This is a genomic window from Rahnella sp. BIGb0236, assembly GCF_004364755.1.
GTDB lineage: Bacteria > Pseudomonadota > Gammaproteobacteria > Enterobacterales > Enterobacteriaceae > Rahnella > Rahnella victoriana.
In genome coordinates this window covers 33,555-53,854 of the sequence record NZ_SOAO01000019.1, presented here as the reverse complement: position 1 = coordinate 53,854, position 20,300 = coordinate 33,555, and the positions used below count along the sequence as shown (strand labels likewise).

Sequence of the window (20,300 nt, the reverse complement as noted above, 5' to 3'; positions counted from 1 at the left end):
CAATGCAAGCCCCTGATACAGTAACAATTATACAAGAGGTCTTCGCGCTGAGGGCGAATTTAGGATGAGTCTTTAATCGCTGGCCATTTTGCGATTAACCTGCTGACGTAGATAGAGAAAATGCCGAAACGGTGTGAATGAGTAAAAATTTGGGCAGTCTCAAGGTAAACCCCAATGTCTCAACGTATCAACCTTAAAGGCTTTAAACTGGCACTTTGCGTGAAGGTCTATAAAATGAAGGAAGAAAATTAAGCACTGATCAGGGAAACGGCGGGGAGCCATGAAATTCATTTCACGCGATGTAAAATTATTCGATGACGTATTCGTAAACGCATATGGCGCTGGGTATATTTTAGATTTTTCAGACAAAACAATGAGAGAGTTTTTCGAAGAAGAACTCTCAATAGATATAGACAGTGATATTTATAAAGAAGACGGGAATTCAAAAGCAAAACGCTTACGCTGCTTCATTAAAAAGTCTGACCGAGACACAGTTTTAAACGTATTAGATAAACTCTGGCAATATCGAAAGGGAATGAATACCAATCCGTTAACGTCTGGTGATGAAATGTTGTATTGCCAGCTCATAGATAGATTGGAGAAAGTGGATGCATTATCTTCTTTTGGAATCGCACCTGTACAAATAGAAGCTACATATACCATTGACTATTCATATTTCAAAAAAGAATTAGATGATATGAAATTACTACAGCCACAACAGAGAGGTTATAAATTCGAAGTGTGGCTTAACAAGTTGTTCGAAGCCTTCCGACTTTCGCCGAATAGTGGATTTAGAATTTCAGGAGAGCAAATTGACGGAAGTTTCATTTTACATAATGAAACATATCTTGTTGAGGCCAAATGGCATAGTCAAAAAACAGCAGCCCCAAACCTTCATGTGTTCCAGGCAAAGATCAATGAAAAAGCATCTTGGGCACGCGGCGTATTTATTAGCTGGCAGGGTTTTTCTTCTGAGGCACTAGGGGCGTGGGGGAGAAACAAAAGTGTTATTTGTATCACAGGCTATGACTTGTATCATATGTTAAAAAAAGATATAAGCCTTATCGATATGCTGGATAAAAAAATAAGACTAGCGGCGGAAAAGGGCGAATACAATGTGAGCATTGAAAATATCTACCCTGAAAAATTCTAGATTCATCATTAAGTAAATTTTAAAAGTCATTAAAAATAGAGAATAAAATGGAAAGACTAAAATATTTTGAAAGCCTAATAGACGAACAATACAATAGCATTGAAATGACTTCGAATAATATAAACTTAGAAACATGGAGGATGCTCACAGTATATGAAGATTATATGCAATTTCATCTTCACGCGTTTTTAAAAAGAATCAGACACTCTCAAAGAATCATAGACAATGCTTATCTAGTTAGCGAATTGGAAAACCATAAACTGACATTAAAAATGTATTTATCGTTAATATATAAAAAATGCAAAGAAAAATCCCCATGTAAAAAAGAGAGCTATTTTAATGGGAAGAACTATATACAAATTTCAAAATCAATAAAGCTTATCAATACTTATATGCAACTAAATTGGAATGTAATTTCGGTTTATCAAAACTTGGCTGAATTCAAAGATAGCAAAATAAGATTTATTTTTAGGAATCATGTAGATTACTGTCAAAGTAGAATGCTTCAGCAATATTCTAGATCTGATGATTCGAATTTAAGCAAAGAGATCCAACAGTCTTCTCTTTCATTGTTACTTGGATATATAGTGCTTGGTGTAAATTCAGATATTTATCAAAATTGTTTAGAAGTATCGAGCGTGTTAGGACATACTATATCCTACAAATTCGACCAAGATATAATTGATAGTATATACCAAAAAATATTAAACAGTCAGTCTATGGACTTACCCGAAAACTGGAGATTTCCCTGGTCGTCTGTTTCGGACTTTAGGCGTTTTTTTAATTCATTAAATGCTATTTGTATTTTCCATTTTATTTGCATAAAAGCAAGTGCGGAACATTACAAAATCAAAGGCGGTGGAGTTGACCAAAGAGTAATCAGCTTAAGAGAAGAAGACTTAATTGATCGGATAAATAGAATTAGTGGATTATCATCACCTGTAATTACAAATATCATGAAAGCCCTAACATATGGGTTTAATACCTCCAATCCAGACCCGGCTTTACAACCTCTATTTGTAAATAATGGAGAGGTCTTAATCGCTCCTCTTTTGATTACAACATTAAATTACGATAGAAATGCCTTATCTTTATACTTAAGAGTTGATGATAAAGGCTTCAGCAAAGCAAGTGAATCCTTTGAAGTCAATATGACTCAAAAATTTGTGGGCTCCATTCCTGAAAGATATAAAATAATGTTGAATTTTCACTTGCCGAATAGCTCTGGGGGCGAAATAGATGCGGCATTGATAGATATTGAGACAAAAACCATATTAGTTTATGAACTGAAATGGATGCTAACACCTTCAGATCCCAACGAGGTGTTTTACAAAATAAAAGAATGCCGTAAAAAAGTAGTTCAAGCAGAGAAAAAATTATTTCACGCAAAAATGCACATTGATTTTATTCTTGATAAGCTCGGAATCAAGGAGCAAGACACAACGAGTTGGGCTGTCTGTGCCATTGTGTTAATTGAAGGGTTTAGTGGAATTAATTATCCAGACATGCCACAGATTAAAATGCTTCCATCTTGGGTGCATGAAAAAGTCATTACAGGCTCCCATTCTTTAAGAGAATTTTCAGGATTTATTTTGTCCGACTCATGGTTACCGAAAGAAAGAATGCATTATAAAAAGATAAAACACAACATTACTTTTGCTGGTAAACAAATCTCGGTAGATGGAATGGAATTAACAAACATAGACGATTATTTGCATCATTACATTCCTACAAAATTAATAGAATACAGATCGCAAACTAATCATGATTGATACGAAATACCCTAATCCGGCTAAAATAAATAGTTTCGGTTTAGGGGTATTAGTGTGATTAATGGGGATCAGGTCAATGGAGCTATGCGTTGAAGCTGTGGCAAATGCCCTTGCCGCAGATGCCCTCAATCAACTCAAGATAGAAAGCAATTCAGTCGTCTTCTGGTTCACAGGTAGGGCACCTATCTTCAATGCTATAATCACCACATTCGCAGGGATACATCTCCACGAAGCCGCCTTCTTTGCTGTAATAGCATTTATGCCAAAGGCAAACGCCAGCACCTCGCACTACATCATATACCAGACCTGCGGCACCACACTCAGGGCATTCATGATAATCCCAAGATTCCAAATCTTTTAACCCGTAGCCACAGCAAATACAGCTGGTCATAACAGGGAAGCTTTCTCCTCGGTGAATAATAAAGTGCGACCAGTTTTCGCATTTAGGACACATGGCAAGGTCGTATTCACCGCCAATTGCTAAATCGAGAAAAGACTTTTCAAAGGAAATGATTTTTTCCCGTAGAGCGGAATTCCACGAATCATCCATTTCATCGTATTGGATAACCAGAAAGGCAGGTCGATAAATGAGCTCGTATAATGAGCGTAACTGAAGAGACAGAACCTGAGGATTAATTTCGATGGCGAAGTGCTGAATTCTGTTTCTTTCGATAGCGACCGCCTTAAGAAGTTTTAGACTATCTTCGCTAAATTCGGTCTGATAATGTTTTTTAATCAGGTCACACAGGCCAGGAATATCGACTGATTTACAGGCATGAAGCTCGCTCTCAAGAGGATTAATCGGATCTTTGCAGTGTTTTCTAAGGGACCAATCCACAAAAATCTTGTCAGTACCAAAGCGGGATACTGCGGCCTTAAGCAAAAGCTCTGCTCCCTGAAAAAGATTGAGCAGGCACTGCTTGTAATATCGGTTACTGTTGCCTGACTGCGCATCCGTCAGATTTTCCAGTCCAGTTTCCACTGAGTCCAGAGCATTTTCTAGCAGGGAGAATTTCACCATGTTCAGAGGTGCCCGTACAGACCGCGCAGAGATTCCGCCTGCGTCCCTTCATGACATTTTGACGTAATCTCCCTGACCAATATCTCAAACACCTCCGCAAGTAGGAAAATGTACCGTCCATCGATGCCAAAAATGCCGTCCGCCGTGACCTGGCTGGCAGGAGAGAACACCACGTGCTGTCTACTAGCCAGGGGCTTATGCAGCGGTGATGATGCTGCTGACTTTCGAAATGTTGCTTTATTTGTTTCTTTTGACGCCATTTTCATTCTCTATGGGGGCCGCTTGGAAAACGTAAAATATCTTACGCTAAGATTTATTTGGGGTCAGTTTGGAGATCGGAAATTTTTGTACGTCAAGCACATTATTTAACCAATCCAGATACGTAAGGGATTGATTAGTGTCAGTGGCTATCGCTTTTATGTTATCGCTCTTGCTATATCGCATTTAGGTTATCCGATTAAGGCCAAATCCCCTGAAAACGCTGTGTAGCAGGGGAGTGCACCCTATTGCTAAGGGCTTACCGTGCAATAATTTCCGATCTCCAAACTGACCCCTATATGTGCCTTAAGGATGTTATTTTTGCATCAAAAAGGCCCCTGAAATATGCGTTTCTTTCAGCAGGCTTACGGCCTGGGACTCCGGCATGCTGAAGGTGATCTGCTGACTGGCCGCAATGTCTAACGCAAAAACGCGCGTATACACTTCCGTACTTTCCGCTTTCTCATGTCCCAGCAAGGCCTGCAGCACTTTCAGCGGCGTATGCTGATAGCAGTGGTGCATGGCGTAGCTGTGCCGAAATACGTGCGGGGTGACCGGTACCGAAAACGTGACGCCGTCACGCCTCGCCTCATCGACCGCCCGGGTTAACCAGTTTCTAACCGTTCTGTCGGTCGCCGCCCAGATGGGAAGCGGACGCCGTTCGCCGATCTGCGCATCGGTCTCAATCCTTTCGCGCGTGCTGGCGAACAGCCGGCGCAGCTCGTCCACAAACCCCGGATCGGACAAAGGCACCACGCGGTTTGCTGATTTTCCCTTGGCCGGACGGCCGGTACCGGCGCGGCGCTGCTTGGCGGTGCGGATCACCACGTGCGGGTAATCGCCGTTAAGCCGGAAGTCGCGCCTTTTCAACGCGAGCACTTCATTGATCCGCCCGCCGGTGTTCCACAGCGTGGACACCAGGGCGTGCTGCGACCAGTCGGGTAAATAGTGGAGCAGGGCGCTGACCTCCGGTAATAAGAGGTATCTTGGCAGGTCGGCGTAGGCCATGGCCATTTGCCGAAGTGCCAGCGCGCGCCGGTGATCTTCCGGACGCACCATTAACATGGGGCGACGCTCCGGTCCCGGCAGCGTGGTCAACTCAGTCATCGGTCATCTTCCCCTTCAAACAGAACCGCAAATGTCATCACGTTTGGCCAAAAATGGCCGAGATCGCGCTACGTAAAAAATAGCCTAACTCACCCCTGATCGCTTTTCAGAATTCACACAGCGCTGCCTGCGTAAAATTGTCCGCCGGCGGCGGCTAAGGTGACCATTTTCGCCCAGCGGCGGGGCGGATACCACGGCAAAAACTCGTGGACGCTTCCGGTCATCGTTTCCGACTTATGGGATTATGCCATAAAACGGAATCAAATAATTTGGCGTGTTGCGCAGCCTGGATCCAAAAAGGATCCTTTAGGCGCTGCATTTAGTGGATTGATGTGGATATGAACACCATATAGTGGGGTTTTAGCCAAAACCCCGCCCGGCGGCCGCGGTTGCCGGTAATGGCAGAAAACGGAATGCGATGGGTCCGGGGTGGCAAGTGGTCAGATTTCACAGAAGAGAGAGGCTATTTCGGGAAGTGGGATTTTCTCGTCATTGCAAACTCGGAGTTTAGCTACTGGAATTCTGAAAACTTTCGTGAGGGATTAGGCTCAATTTCTTAATCTCCGCAATGTGCGTCGCGGAGCCGGCTTGGGGCGGCGATTTTCCTGTGATTAAACACAGTGTGCCGAAAATCCGCGTCCCCATCGAGCGGAATAAATACCAAAATGGCGATCGGCCGTTTTGGGAAGTTTTCGGCTATGCGGGAAAAAGCCCAACGTGCGGGGGAGGGGATCGGGCGGTCAGCAACGCCCCGTCGCTGCCGCCTGACCAGACGGTATGCAAGCCCCTGAATCCAAATACATTATACCGCATCGCCTGGAAAAACCCTTCCTTTGACGTCAACCGAAAATTTCTCCACGTTAAACGGGTAAAAACCGCAACATCTGGTTTTTTTTTGAGATGCCAAACACTAAATGTAGCCTTATCCACAAAAACGGGGGATAAGTCTGTGGGCAATTGGGCAGTCTAGGGGTAAACCCTAATCATGTGAGAACGGCAATCGGAGACGGTGAAATATTCAGCGGGTTTCCAGTTTATTGCCAATCAACCAGGCACGCAGGTAATCGTAGATCCCGTTATTCAGCAGGGTATAGGGAATAAAGAATAACACCAGTCCAACTTCTGTAGACAAAGCCTGCATAAAATGCAGGTGCAGAATATACATAGCGAATGGCGTCAGGGTTACGATTAGGATCAACTCAAAACTGACGGTATGTATCCCCCTCACACTGAGCGTACGGGAGAACCCTGCTTTTGCCTGAAACTTGTCAAAGAAAAAATTGAAAATGTAATTCCAAACAGTGGCCACGAAAGCGGATATCAAAGAGAGGACACCGGCAGTGGTCAGTGTGACGTTCATCATTTTACTGACGAACACAGAGAGGATTAAATTGGCAAGAATTTCAAACAACAGCGCATGATAAACCCTCTCCTTTACGCTTTTATTTAGTTCAACATACATTTTTGCATTACTTGTCCATGGCCTGAGAAGTGCGAAGAAAAGTCCAAATTCCCCACAAACGCAAACCTCATCAGGTTCACATCATCAAAGGTCATAGCATCTATTGATTAGCTTACCAACAATTGATCACATCACCCTTGGTATCGCTTCCCAAGTAGAACCGCCAATTTTCAGCTAGCAACAATGATCCTCTTTCGCGGCAACAACCGCAGCTAAATTTCAGCGCGCTACCACCACTATCTGCCTATTTCGCTCGTGGATAGATTTCTCAATGGTCTCAGAATAAGTGCCTAAAATGTTGCTTTATAATGATGGGTATGCCTTACACGATAAGAAGGCTATAAATAATAGCCATCTTTTTGTGTACCGATTGATGATAAAAATTTAGCTACTGTATGAAAACTGTCAATCGGTTACTGATGAAAAGCATAAGATTGCAAAAGCAGAACAACATTAGGCGCAATTATTTGGAGTATTGTCCTATGAAAATTAAAAATTACACCCCGATTTTCTCGCAAAAACTCTACTCGATTCGCTCTGGGTTTTTTTCATCTCATGTAAATCTTAAGAGGCATGGTATCGCTGCAAAGGTATTCTGTTAAAATCTTTTTAAATCATGATGATAGGGTTTGTTTCTTTTCTGAATGTGGTGTGAGGTTTTTATGAGTAGAGTTCTTGGGCTTGGCATGTAAAATGCACCATCAAAATGAAATGCTGTTTACGTTTAACCGAAAACAAAATATGGGTATGCAAACTTGGCAATTTAGAAAAAAGATAAACCACACTACAATTATGAAGGTTCATCTTTTACCGGAGTGCCGAAAATCCTCAGAGACTATAGTGAGTGGTTGCATATAACTGAAGAAGAGCTTCTGAATAGAATGATACTTTCATACCGAAAAGCAGATTGCGATTTATTGACCTGTTTGTTGATGAATTCTGCTGATGAATTTTGAGCATAATCGTTCTGGGAATAGGAAGAAGGGGGGTGTTAATTTTTCTTTTACTGGTTAGCTTTTAAAAAGTATTGAGACTTTCTAGTAAAGATACATATTTGGTAAAAAACACTCCTATGTTAAGAAAGTTTCGGGCCAGCTCCTTTTGACATTATTGCTGCTCACCAAATAATGTCACGTAACCATGATGCGATCGCAATGTGTATCGAGGCGGGAGTAATTGTGTTGAGTGCCGGGATTCTTCAGATTTGGATGAAAAAATGCAGTGGCGCATCTAAGAAGAGAAGGACTATAGGGGTGATATTTCGTATAAGTAGATAAGACTTCTATTGTCTTCTTAATCGTAAGAGGAACTATTTCAAGATGCTAGTTTTTCTTCCGATTGAGAGGGCTGTGTTTATGGTAATAAACTGGTTTACTTTAAATCGATAAACGCCTGAATATTAATTTCAGGTATCATAATAGTATGGCAGGGATTAATTAAGTTATGAAAATTAGTAAGCTTGTTCTGGCAATGGGTGTAGGTACCGCGTTAATTTGCGGAGTTGCGAATGCAGAAGCCTCTAAAGACCAAGGACACGGAACAATTAAGTTCGAAGGTTCAATTATTGAGGCGCCTTGCTCTATTAGTAGTGATTCAGATGGTCAAACAGTTAAGTTGGGTGAGGTTTCATCTGCTGCATTGGCCGATGAAGGTAAATCCACCCCGAAGGTATTTGATATTAACTTGGAAAACTGTACCGGGGCAACCAAGAAAAGTGTGACCGCAACCTTCACTGGAGCTCCTGGGGCCACCAACGCAAAACATCTGGGGATCACTGGTACTGCCTCTGGTGCATCTATTGGCCTTACGGATGGTTCTGGTAAAGACATTAGCCTTAACGAGCCTTCTGCTGCACATGCGCTGCAAGATGGTACTAATACCCTTGAGTTCAGTGCCTATCTGCAGGGCGATGGTGCTTCGGCCGCAGTCGTTCCGGGTGAATTCCAGTCTGTTTCCGACTTTACTCTTTCTTACGAATAAGTTGGTTTTTAAGAGTCCCTAAAGATAGGGCGTGGTATTTCAGTCATCTGTCCGGCACTACGTCGGGCAGATGATTGCACCAAACACAATTAAAACGGGTCGAACTTTGCATTTTTTCCGAGGTGTACTTTTCATGCTGATAATCCTATTGACCATTAGTGCTCAGGCAGAGCGGGCTATTGGGCACGGTATTATCCGCATGGGCGGTAGTATCCTTGAAGCCCCTTGCGATATTGATGTAGCAGATCGGGAACAGACAGTGGGACTTGGCATCGAGACTACAGGCGACCTAAGACATGACACCAAGAAACCTGGCCGACAGATTGCTATCCATCTGGTGAACTGTCGCGCAAAGCTTGAGGATGAAGGCGGAGCAAGAATGTTTCCATTCAGTGTGACTTTCGACGGAACGCCTGACCAGAGTCTATTCGGAGTGGAGGGCGCTTCTGGCATCGGTTTGCAAATTTCTGATACCGAAGGGAATCTGGTTATACCTGGACAACCAATTCCTCACCAGACGGTAGGATTTGAAGGAATGGAATTAGATTACATCGTCCGACTTGTTGGGGAACATTCACGCCTTTTGGCTGGTAATTATCACACGGCGATTCGTTACAAAATCGATTATTTTTAAGGTGCAGTTCTCATGTCTATAACTCGGCTAACTATAGCCTGCTTTGGCTTGAGTCTCTGTATCAGTTTTATAGCCCACGCAGCTGATGATGACGTCCAATTCAATATGGATGTTCTGGACGTAAAAGATCGGGATCATATTGATTTAAATAGATTTTCCAGGGCAGGATATATCATGCCTGGAGAGTATTTGCTGGCTGTCATGGTCAATAAAACGGAATTACCTGAAAGAAATATTGTCTTTATGCCTCCTGATGACAACCCAAAGGACTCAGAAGCTTGCCTGACATCGGACCTTGTAGCGAAATTGGGTTTAAAAGACAGCGCAACGCGTAACCTTTCTTGGTGGCATAACGGTGAGTGTCTGGATATGAAGTCTTTACCGGGAATGGTGGTACGCGGTGATTTAGGGGCTAGCGTTCTCTACCTGAATGTCCCCCAGGCTTTCGTCGAATATACCTCAGATAATTGGGATCCCCCCTCGCGCTGGGATAATGGTGTCCCTGGGGCCATCTTTGATTACGCTCTCAATGCAATTAATTCTCGCCAGACTTCCGGCGGGCAAACACAATCAGTCAGTGGAAATGGTACAACAGGTGCCAACCTTGGCGCTTGGCGTCTGCGCGCGGACTGGCAGGCTCAATATAATCATAGCTCTGGACAAACAGGTGGTGCGCAGCAGACCTGGGACTGGAATCGCTACTATGCCTATCGTGCCATCACTTCACTGAAAGCGAAACTTATGCTGGGAGAGGATTATCTGAGCTCTTCTATGTTTGATAGTTTCCGATTTACAGGTGCCAGTTTGATCACCGATGACAATCAGTTACCTCCGAACTTACGCGGGTACGCGCCGGAGGTGACAGGTGTGGCTAAAACTAATGCGAAAGTCACTATTAGTCAACAAGGCCGGGTGCTTAATGAAACCACGGTGGCTGCTGGCCCGTTTCGTATTCAAGACCTCAGTGATGCGGTTTCTGGCAAGCTGGACGTAAAGGTTCAGGAGCAGGATGGCAGTGTGCAGACCTTTCAGGTCGATACGGCGACTATCCCTTATCTGACGCGTCCCGGCCTAGTCCGCTATAAGTTATTTGCGGGAAAACCCTCTGACTATGATCATAAGAGTCAGGGACCGGAATTCGCAACCGGTGAATTTTCCTGGGGGGTGGATAGTGGTTGGTCACTATACGGTGGTGGACTGTTCGCCGGAGGTTATAACGCACTTGCGTTAGGGGGTGGGCGTGACCTGATGGTATTAGGCGCATTATCTTTTGATATGACGCAGTCTCGGGCTACGTTGCCGGAAAACGAAACAAAACAGGGTGGCTCATATCGACTGAGTTATTCCAAACGCTTTGATGAGTATGACAGCGAGATTACATTTGCTGGTTATCGTTTTTCTCAACGTAATTTTATGACTATGCAGCAATATTTGAATGCCCTTGACCACAACGGTACTAGCAGTGGAAGTGGTAAGGAAATGTACACCGTGACGCTTAACAAACAATTCCGAACTCTGAACATGGGTACATATCTGAGCTATGGACATCAAACTTATTGGGATCGTCAACCTTCCGACAACTGGAATGCCTCCCTGTCGAAAAGTTTTGATTTGGGACGCTTTAAAAATGTCAGTCTTAGCCTGTCCGCTTATCGTTCAAAGCGGAATGGTAGCAACGATGACGGAATGTATTTGAGTTTGACGTTGCCTTGGGGAGAGGGTGGAACAATAAGCTACAGTGGCCAGTCGGGGGGGGGAGGCAGCAGTCATAGTGCGAATTATCACAATCAAATCGACAGCAACAACAACTATAGCGTATCCGCCGGGGCAACCGCCGACGGGCGCGGTACCGGCAGTGGTTACATTAATCATGAAGGTGATATTGCACAGATGAGTGCCAATGCCAGCTTTCAGGGTAGTGATTACACAGCTGTCGGCATGTCATTGCAAGGTGGCATGACGGCTACCGCTGAGGGTGCCGCATTGCACCGAACTGGCAACTTGGGCGGGACACGCATGATGGTCGATAGCGATGGCGTGGCGGATGTACCTATTCAAGGTAACGGTGCGGTGACGAACACCAATAGATTCGGTAAGGCTGTGATCACAGATGTCAGCAGTTACTACCGCAGCACGATTAATGTAGATCTGGATCGCCTACCAGATGACGTGGATGCCACTCGTTCGGTGGTTCAGGACACACTAACTGAGGGCGCCATTGGTTATCGAAAGTTTGGTATTTTGTCAGGTCTGAAAGCAATGGCGATAGTTAAGTTGGCTGATGGCAGCGTACCACCGTTTGGTTCAACAGTGTTGAATGAGACAAAGACTCAAACCGGTATCATTGGGGATGACGGTAAGGTATGGCTTTCAGGGATGAAGCCTGGCGGAGTAATGGACGTAACCTGGGACGGCAAAACGCAATGTCGGGTTTCACTTCCTTCCCCCCAGCAGTCTGATGTGACCCGTATTTTATTGTTGCCATGTCTGACAAATGACATTCCATCGTGAAAAGGATAAAGGCGGTAGCCGCCATGATTGATTCAAAGGGTTATTTCTAACGAATCTGAGGTTGCAGAAAGTACTAATACTGTGACACGAAACAAAGATGAGAGCGCATCAGAAATTAAGTTAGACATAGGCGCTCATCCATAAACCTCATGGGTTTCGATCTTTAAATTAATACCCTGTAGCCTCAATAAAGATGTGCTGCAGATTCTGACATGTAGCCCGGTGAATGCCGGAATGATAGGAAACGTGAAATTGAAAACTTTTTACCGTATGGCTGCCATTGCCATAACCGCCCTCCTGACAGCGCAAACGGCTCAGGCTGCCATTGCTTTGGATCGGACACGCGTGATATTTAACGCTGAACAGAAATCGCAGGCTCTGAGTATTTCCAACCAAAATAAAACGTTACCGTATTTGGCTCAAAGCTGGATTGAGAATGAACAGGGGCAGAAAATTGATAGCCCACTTACAGCCTTACCTCCACTTCAGCGGGTTGAACCCGGAGCGAAGAGCCAGGTGAAAGTACAGCCTACTGGTGCAATAACGTCTCTACCACAGGATCGCGAATCACTGTTTTACTTCAATACGCGAGAAATTCCGCCAAGAAGTGATAAGCCTAATACGTTACAAATTGCACTGCAGACTCGGATTAAACTGTTTTATCGGCCCGGGGCATTGGCTCTCCAATCAGGTGACGCGAATATTCCACAGAAGCAACTGACACTGACGAAAGAAGGCGACCATTATCGCCTGAATAATCCGACTGGTTATTACGTTACCATTGTAGGTGCGTCGTCTTCATATAAGGCTGCTAATGCACCCAGTTTCAAGGCTGCTATGGTATCTCCAAAAAGCAGCTTAATAATTGATGGCAGTGCGTCTGCGTTAGGGAATAACCCCGTTCTCACTTACATAAATGATTATGGCGGCCGTCCCAAATTGATTTTTAGTTGTACCGCGGCTAACTGTATGGTCAGTGGCACTAAAGCTGGTTGATTGCTCGCCTTCAAGAGCCTATTCCCAGGGAACACCAGATGAAAGGGTGTTTCCCAGCCACCGCGGTGAACCAATATTTGTGGCACCCAGTGACGACGACTTTATCTATATTGTATATCCCGGTACACATTCATGAGCCACTTTGCTACAGGGGAATTCAGCGTGGTAACAAATGTGGAAGTGAGTTATGGCTAGAATCACAAACAAAACGGTAAGTTTGTCTACGATCTTTCTCGGACTTATTTGTTTGCTGGTTGGTTTGAGTGTGCGACCGGCAAGAGCAGTGGATAATAATTTGCAGATAAGTGGAACGTTAGTCAGCGAACCCTGCACGCTTGATGTCAACGGCAACACGTTGTCGGTGAAGTTCGGTACCGTCATTGAAAAGGGTTTATACAGTGATACGCGCACACATGGCGTGCCATTTACTGTGACCTTAACGGACTGTGATACTTCTCTTGGCAGTGACGTAAATCTAACGTTTGGTGGAGAGGAAAGTATACCGCTGCCAGGGCTGTTGGTTGCCACCGGTTCCGGAGCATCAGGTATCGCTATTGGTATTGAGACGCCTGACGGGAAGCGTTTACCCCTCAATAAGCCGACGCAGGCATTTCCTCTGAAGGATGGAACCACGGCTATTGTTCTACAGGCCTATGTTGAGGCAGAACCCGATGCCATTTCTGCTCGTAGCCTGGTACCAGGAGAGTTTACCGCTGCAGCCACCATTGATGCATCATACCCGTAGGGTATCAGGAGACGACGCATGAGAACAACAACCGCTGCTGTTATCCTGGCAATGCTGATTTTGCTGGTTGAACAGGGGGTCCAGGCTAAAAGCATTCGCGCTACCGGCGATCAATTTACTATGGATATCAATATTTCAGGCACTGTTGTGGCCAATGGTTCATGCACATTCACCAATGGCCGCGAGTCTGACGTAAATTTTGGTGATGTGCGTTACCACACGACTACAGGCGGAAATGTCTTGGAAAGTACATATAGCACGACCCTCGTCAGCGACATGACCTGCACTGGTGACACTGCAGGCACGGCAACAATGATCTTATCCTCTGCTAATCAGGAAAATGTAGATTATGAAGGTCATAAATTGTTGGGTACATCGGTCAATGGAATCGCCTCTAAGGATCTGGCCATCCAGCTTGTGGTAGATGATGTCGTTCAGGATGTCAATTCGGCTTTTACGGTCGATTTGGGAAAGCCGCCGAAGCTGGTAGCGAAGTTGTTACTTGTAGGTGATGGCGGCAGCCTTACTGATGACACAATCATCAGTTCCAGCGCAACGTTGACCATGGCCTTCGAATGATGGGTGTCTGTTTATGAAGAATTTTTGCAGGATAGCTGTAATATTCCTGATATTTACGCTGGAACCAGCTCTGTCTGCACAGACTGGGGACAGTGTAACCTATACGTTCACAGGCCACCTGATACAAACTGTGACCCCTTGTACAGTGAATGAAAATGAGGTGATTAACGTACCTTTTGGGAATGTAAGTGTTCGCAAAGTAAGCCTCGGAGGCTATGAACAGGATATCAATTATCGGCTGGACTGTGGCAGCAGTGTCGATACCTTCAATAAGGTCAGTATAAAGGTGACGGCTACGACGGGATCGCCTGACTGGGATAACAAAGCGTTGCAGTCGCCTGAAGTCCCGGAATTGGGTGTGGAGATATTGAAAGATGGTGTCGCTATGGAACTGAACAAAACGATCAGCATTGATGACCCTTTACATCCACCAACGCTGAAGGCAAAGCTCGTGACCAAAGAAGGAGCTGAACTTTCGGCCCAGACATTTACAGCTGGGGGGACGTTGGTTGCCGAATACCGATGATATGCACACACTTGGCCCGGCGATCCGAGACCCTCTTTGGCAAATTGCATATGACTGGCTTTGCCGGCAGCGGTTACATTATCCACATAATAGTGATGTTTGGGATCTAAGGTGGCGATGGACACATCCTGTTCACCGCGAGAGAGATGTACTTTACAAGTTAATTCAAACTCAAATGTACCAACTTAGCCCTCTGCAAATATGTAGAAAAACATCAGGTGAACCACATGTCGTCTGGTCTGCACGAGATGCTTTGGTACTTAAATGGGTTTCACTGCGGTTGTACCATGTGCTGCCCGTCCATCCTGTTTGTGCTCATGTAAAAGGTCACGGTGGTGTGACAGGTTCCCGGCAGGAAGTCTATCGACTGCTGAACACTGCGGAATTCAAACGTGGATATATTTTTCGCACTGATATCCGCGGATATTACCGGCATATGGATCGGGTACACATCTGGCAGCATTTTAAACAATATGTGCTGAGTGATGTCATTTGCCAACTGCTGCGACAATATCTGACAGCCAGTGTTGATGACGGTGGAGACTATTTTACACCTGAAGGCATCTGCCGTGGCTGTGCGCTAAGCCCTTTAATTGGAGCGAGTTTGTTGTATGACCTGGATTGTGCGATGTCAGAACTGGGGCAACAGGGCTTTTATTACGCCCGCTATATGGATGATATATTAATTTTATCTTCGTCCCGTTGGGCAATGCGGCGTGCCAGACATCAGCTCCTGGCATTCCTCGATGATGCAGGGTTTGAGATGCATCCTGACAAGACTCAGGTCGGGCGATTACCTCATAGCACCTTCGACTGGTGGGGTGGGGGTTTAAAGATAATTCGGTCACCGTAGCCCCTCGCGCATTAGCAAATTACCGGCAGGAGTTTCGTCGGCGAAGCCAATCCCTGAAGCTGGAGGGTGTAAATAATGCTGATCGGCGGGAATCGTTGAGGCATTACGGTCGCCGATGGCGTTCATGGCTGGCATTACCAAAATTATAAATCTGCTAAACGTATAGGTGTTTTTCGTTTTGTGACTCACTGAACAATAATCTACCAAAAAATGCCTTTAGAACGGCACACCAACGGCGTTAGGCGCAACCCAAGGTTATGAAGATCTCATATTTGTGGTGTTGGTGTGAAAGGTAATAATCGAGAGGGCCACCGCGGTCTGTCGCAGGAACGATAAATTCGTTCGGTCGTGCAAATTCGGGGCGAGATCCTGTTGACCTCCCGCAATCCAATAAGAACGGAGTATACATGACACAACAAAGTATATGGGTTAGAACGTTGTTGGGGTTCGTCCTGATCACCCTGCAACAACATGCGGTCGCTTCACATCCTATCGAACACCCGGTAACGCCTGACTATGACTCGTCACTTGACTACGGTACGTCAGGAATGAGGGCATGTAACAATGGGATTGCGTGTCCTCGTAGTAATGGCACAAACGACGCGTGGTGGCCCGGTGGCTCCACCATAACTCCTGGTCGGCTGGCGCCGTGGAATCCCGTGTATGAGATAGGGTATGTGGAATATGCAGGGGTGTGGTTTATGCGGGCTCACATCTGCGAAAAAAGCGGTGGCGATTGTACAATCAGTAGGTCTTCGTCTTTTGTCGATGCTGCGAACAAGTGGCAGCTCGTTCCAGACCAATCACTAAATATGCAGAGTCTAGATGCGGGTGGTGCGTCTACAAGCGTGACCATCCCTTATGATTTTAACATGTGCTACTCGTTTGTCGATGACGCCGGGCGCGAATGGAAGACAGGGGACGTATGGGACTGCGCTGATGGCAGGGCGTTACCACTACAACCAGTAACGTGCAGCATAAATGCAGGGTCTGCTCTCGAAGTCTCTCTCGGTGACGTGGACCGCAACGTGCTTAAGCCCGGTGTAATAAAAGGGAGCGCAACAAACATTCTGAAAAGCGTTGCCGTAATTTGCAATGGTGACCTTTCAGCGACGCTGACGACGAAATTCGAATTCACGCCAATGGTGAGTGGAGGCCAACAATCAGTAAAAACCGGGACGACCGGGCTGGGTGTTGGCATCATCTATAATGGCGCTGTTGTGAATACGACCGATGAATACACCGCAACCTACGCACCAGGTTCCACTACTGTGAACCTTGAGTTTGGTGCAGTACGCGACAACAATGTGCTTGCGCGTGGAATTGCGACAGGCACATTCACCGCTAGTGCTGTAATGATTATGACACAGCAGTGAATGAAAATCGTTGTTGACCTAGAACATATTGAACTAGGCTGGCCTTTCCACACTGGTAATGTATGTCCATGAACAATAATATCGAATCGATGAGCATGTCTTCCCAATAGAATTATATACTCAAATATAAGTCTCATCTATTGATACGCCCATATCACGAGCTGTTATATGGCGAATGGAATGGCTAAGTGGGGACTTTGATCGTTGGCTGATGCTGATTTTACGGGCACTATTTTACCATTGGGCAAGGTGAATACAACGGTGACTTATCCGACGAGCTCCTGCTGCGCATAGCCGTTCGTATGAATTGATAATATCCGTACTTAAGGCAGGATTTCCGCGGGCTGGTAATAGCGCTAATGTTCAGCTTAATTTTACCCCGTGAGTGATTTGCATAGAAATTGTGAGAGGCCCGGGGATACTGGCCTAAGGATAACCGGTTCCATTGTTCGCCTTAAGACTCTGATATCCCTCGTACGAATTACCGCAACGAAATAACACTGTATTGTATTAATACAAATAGGAGTGTGTGAGAAATGAAATTAAATAGTATTGCTTTAGCTGTGTTGTTGGTGACAGGAACTATGAGTAACGTGCTGGCCATAGCCGGAGAGCCACCATTGATTAAAACACCTGATGTTAATCCGCAGGTGACAGCCCAATCGACTCAAACTCAAAGCTTAAACGGAATATCAGCTCCCGCTAATGGAGCCTCAGAAAGTGAAACTGCGAAGCCATTAGTACCCACTGCAGAGTCAGTTCCTGACTCTGCAGATGCGAACGATAATGTGGCTTCTGATATATCTGCGGGCAATTTACCGGAACCCATAACTCAGACGGCACCGAATACAGCTCCTTTCACGACTGAGCAAAAGAAGTGGATTGGTGAGGCCGCGAAAGACTATCTGATGGCACATCCGGAAACGCTGCTCGAGATAAGCCAAAAGCTGGATGCGCAGTTACAGGAACAGCAAATTAAGGCGATGATAGCTGCTGTTCTGCGCCATCAGGACGCTCTGCTGGACGATAAATCCACTCCATCTTACGGCCCTGACGATGCGAAGGTTGCTCTGATAGAGTTCTTTGATTATCAATGCAAGGTATGTGCCCGTCAGGCGCCCGTACTTGAAGCGGTTATGAAGGAAAATCCAAAGGTACGATACGTGTTTAAAGAATGGCCGATTTTTGCACAACATTGGGAGCCTTCTCTTACAGCAGCGAAAACAGGTCTGCAGGTATGGCAGCAGAAAGGTGCTGATGCATACCTTACTTACCATAATGCTATTTTTGCAACAGGACATAATGAAGGCAAGTTGCGGCAAGAGGATATTAATAGAATTGCCGCAAGCGCGGGCAAGCTCAAGGACAATAATGACGAAGCTTTGGAAGTGTTGTCTCGGACCGACGAACTTGCCATAAACCTGGGGTTCCGGGGAACTCCGAGCATAATTGTGATGCCTGTGAATGGTGCAACGGCTGAGAACGTGACGATTATTCCGGGCGGGGCTGACTCCGATGTACTAAACGCTGCCATAGGAAAGGCATTGGGTGAATAATGTAAGTAAGTTCATGGGAATATAATGAATATCTTATCTACTACTCTGGTTTTTTTATTAACTGATTGTAAATTATAAATAAAGTTAATTTATCGCAGCCAATGATAAATCTATGAGGTATGCATGAGTAGTGGGGCGTCTTTTTAACTACTATAAGTACATATTTGAAATAATAATCATGTATTGGTATGAAGAAAATGTCCTCACACCATAGCCTAACTGAAGGACCGACTCCGGTGCCTGTGAGGGGGCCAGACAAATACGCATAACCGCTCGAACGCCGTGATTTTTCAAATATATTCCCCTCTGTCTGTTATATGGTTAGGCCTGTGTGGTAATGTCAGAAACTACCCCTTAGTTTACTTATTCCGGGATCGGTTTCTGTGTGAATTTGAATTTTTCACTACGTGGAAGCATGAGGAAATTGTATGTTAAAAAAATTATCTGCCGAGTTTGTTGGCACATTTGTTTTAGTATTCGGGGGCTGTGGCAGTGCAATCTTTGCCGCTGGCTTTCCAGGATTTGGTATTGGTTTCGCCGGTGTAGCGTTAGCATTCGGCCTTACCGTGCTGACTATGGCATTTGCGGTTGGTCATATCTCTGGTGGGCACTTTAATCCGGCAGTGACGTTAGGTTTATTTGCCGGCGGTCGTATTCCTGCCCGCGAGGTTGTGCCTTACATTATTTCGCAAGTTCTGGGTGGCATCGTGGCGGCCAGCGTATTGTACCTTATTGCCAGCGGACATGCCGGATTTGATGCTAATGCGAGTGGTTTTGCGTCCAATGGTTATGGTTCGCACTCTCCGGGCGGTTACAGCCTTTCGGCTGCGTTGATCAGCGAAGGCGTTCTTTCTGCTATCTTCCTGATTATCATTCATGGCGCAACGGATAAGCGTGCCCCTGCGGGCTTTGCACCCATTGCCATTGGCCTGGCATTGACCCTGATTCATCTTATCAGCATTCCGATAACGAATACTTCTGTGAACCCGGCGCGTAGTACCGCTGTTGCATTATTTCAGGGAACCTGGGCATTGCAGCAGTTGTGGGTATTTTGGTTGATGCCACTGGTGGGCGGGGTGTTCGGTGGTTTATTTTATCGTTTTGTTCTGGCCTCGAAATGCCAGGCCGGATCTTAAAATTGATGAGGAATAAACTATGAAAATGCCACATTTTATGTGTAGTGCTTTGCTGATTCTTTTTACATTTACTGCGCATGCCAGTCCTATTTCAACACCGGATTTGCGAATTGATTCGTTTAAAGAAAAACAAGGATCACTTGCCCAAAATGGAGAGATTTTTTACGAAGTTGTGTTTGACGTTAATGTTGCAAACCTTCTCAATGAAGACTTCAAAATGCCTAAGAGTTGCTTCATTCTGAGTGATGAACAGCAAAATAAGGTTGTCAGCAGCGGCATCAGTGCCAATTTGTTGATGCCCTATGGCAAACGCGGTAGCAAAGAGGGAGAAGTGATGTTCACCAGTAAAGATAAGAAGATTTATAATATGTCACTGGTGAGTTGGTCATCGACAGAATGTCATCAGGAAACAATGAGATGACCTCCTTAAATGCTATGTGGTTAAGTAAAAACATAATGGAAATACTCTAAATCTGTGGCGAGTTTTTATTGGTCGTTACAAGTTTAGTGAAGAGTTGCTTTAACGTTAGATCGAAAATATATATCCAGACCAATGGCCTCTCAAAAGTTTTGCTTTTTTATCAGATTTCGGGAAAGTTAGTGATTGTTAATTACATAGGGTTATACGAAAGCTG

General features: G+C 45.1%; 17 protein-coding genes. 14 read left to right on the top strand and 3 right to left on the bottom strand.

Annotation, left to right across the window (positions count from 1 at the left end):
* Positions 1-280: 280 nt before the first annotated feature.
* Together EDF78_RS24210 and EDF78_RS24205 are read left to right on the top strand one after the other, a co-directional pair.
* The gene (locus EDF78_RS24210; protein ID WP_133824093.1) at positions 281-1,153 is read left to right on the top strand and encodes a restriction endonuclease; all 873 of its coding nucleotides are present in this window, start codon (positions 281-283) and stop codon (positions 1,151-1,153) included.
* Between the two features lie 47 nt (positions 1,154-1,200).
* On the top strand, positions 1,201-2,925 hold the full coding sequence (locus tag EDF78_RS24205) for a hypothetical protein (protein ID WP_133824092.1): 1,725 nt from the start codon (positions 1,201-1,203) through the stop codon (positions 2,923-2,925).
* 151 nt (positions 2,926-3,076) lie between these two features.
* Here EDF78_RS24205 and EDF78_RS24200 read toward each other — a convergent pair whose 3' ends face one another.
* From EDF78_RS24200 to EDF78_RS24190, 3 genes are all read right to left on the bottom strand, one after another.
* Complete coding sequence (locus EDF78_RS24200; RefSeq protein ID WP_133824091.1) at positions 3,077-3,946, bottom strand: hypothetical protein; 870 nt, start codon at positions 3,944-3,946, stop codon at positions 3,077-3,079.
* Between the two features lie 573 nt (positions 3,947-4,519).
* Entirely contained in the window at positions 4,520-5,311 is a 792-nt protein-coding gene (locus tag EDF78_RS24195; RefSeq protein ID WP_133824090.1) for a tyrosine-type recombinase/integrase, read from the bottom strand.
* A gap of 1,018 nt (positions 5,312-6,329) precedes the next feature.
* Complete coding sequence (locus tag EDF78_RS24190) at positions 6,330-6,773, bottom strand: PACE efflux transporter (RefSeq protein WP_133824089.1); 444 nt, start codon at positions 6,771-6,773, stop codon at positions 6,330-6,332.
* 1,443 nt (positions 6,774-8,216) lie between these two features.
* Between EDF78_RS24190 and EDF78_RS24185 the strand changes: the two genes are divergently transcribed.
* From EDF78_RS24185 to EDF78_RS24130, 12 genes are all read left to right on the top strand, one after another.
* Positions 8,217-8,753, top strand: coding sequence for a fimbrial protein (locus EDF78_RS24185; protein WP_133824088.1), 537 nt, complete (start codon positions 8,217-8,219; stop codon positions 8,751-8,753).
* A 133-nt stretch (positions 8,754-8,886) separates the two neighbouring features.
* Positions 8,887-9,387, top strand: a complete 501-nt coding sequence (locus EDF78_RS24180) for a type 1 fimbrial protein (RefSeq protein ID WP_133824087.1) — start codon at positions 8,887-8,889, stop codon at positions 9,385-9,387.
* 12 nt (positions 9,388-9,399) lie between these two features.
* Positions 9,400-11,898, top strand: a complete 2,499-nt coding sequence (locus tag EDF78_RS24175) for an outer membrane usher protein (RefSeq protein ID WP_133824086.1) — start codon at positions 9,400-9,402, stop codon at positions 11,896-11,898.
* Positions 11,899-12,168: 270 nt separating this feature from the next.
* A complete protein-coding gene (locus tag EDF78_RS24170; protein WP_208294499.1) occupies positions 12,169-12,894 on the top strand; it encodes a fimbria/pilus periplasmic chaperone in 726 nt (241 codons plus the stop codon).
* Positions 12,895-13,081: 187 nt separating this feature from the next.
* Positions 13,082-13,639 carry a fimbrial protein gene (locus EDF78_RS24165; RefSeq protein WP_243839486.1) on the top strand — a complete coding sequence of 186 codons (558 nt, stop codon included), beginning with the start codon at positions 13,082-13,084 and terminating at the stop codon, positions 13,637-13,639.
* An 18-nt stretch (positions 13,640-13,657) separates the two neighbouring features.
* On the top strand, positions 13,658-14,218 hold the full coding sequence (locus tag EDF78_RS24160) for a fimbrial protein (RefSeq protein ID WP_133824084.1): 561 nt from the start codon (positions 13,658-13,660) through the stop codon (positions 14,216-14,218).
* Between the two features lie 160 nt (positions 14,219-14,378).
* Positions 14,379-14,744 carry a hypothetical protein gene (locus EDF78_RS24155; protein WP_243839485.1) on the top strand — a complete coding sequence of 122 codons (366 nt, stop codon included), beginning with the start codon at positions 14,379-14,381 and terminating at the stop codon, positions 14,742-14,744.
* Positions 14,728-15,597, top strand: a complete 870-nt coding sequence (locus EDF78_RS24150; protein WP_133824082.1) for a reverse transcriptase domain-containing protein — start codon at positions 14,728-14,730, stop codon at positions 15,595-15,597. Before EDF78_RS24155 ends, EDF78_RS24150 begins: the two co-directional genes overlap by 17 nt.
* 407 nt (positions 15,598-16,004) lie before the next feature.
* Positions 16,005-16,973 (top strand): type 1 fimbrial protein, encoded by a 969-nt coding sequence (locus EDF78_RS24145; RefSeq protein ID WP_133824081.1) that lies wholly within the window; start codon positions 16,005-16,007, stop codon positions 16,971-16,973.
* Between the two features lie 536 nt (positions 16,974-17,509).
* A complete protein-coding gene (locus tag EDF78_RS24140; protein WP_243839484.1) occupies positions 17,510-18,529 on the top strand; it encodes a DsbA family protein in 1,020 nt (339 codons plus the stop codon).
* Positions 18,530-18,957: 428 nt separating this feature from the next.
* Complete coding sequence (gene aqpZ, locus EDF78_RS24135; protein WP_133824080.1) at positions 18,958-19,665, top strand: aquaporin Z; 708 nt, start codon at positions 18,958-18,960, stop codon at positions 19,663-19,665.
* A gap of 19 nt (positions 19,666-19,684) precedes the next feature.
* Complete coding sequence (locus EDF78_RS24130) at positions 19,685-20,086, top strand: DUF4354 family protein (RefSeq protein WP_133824079.1); 402 nt, start codon at positions 19,685-19,687, stop codon at positions 20,084-20,086.
* The last annotated feature ends 214 nt before the right edge of the window (positions 20,087-20,300 follow it).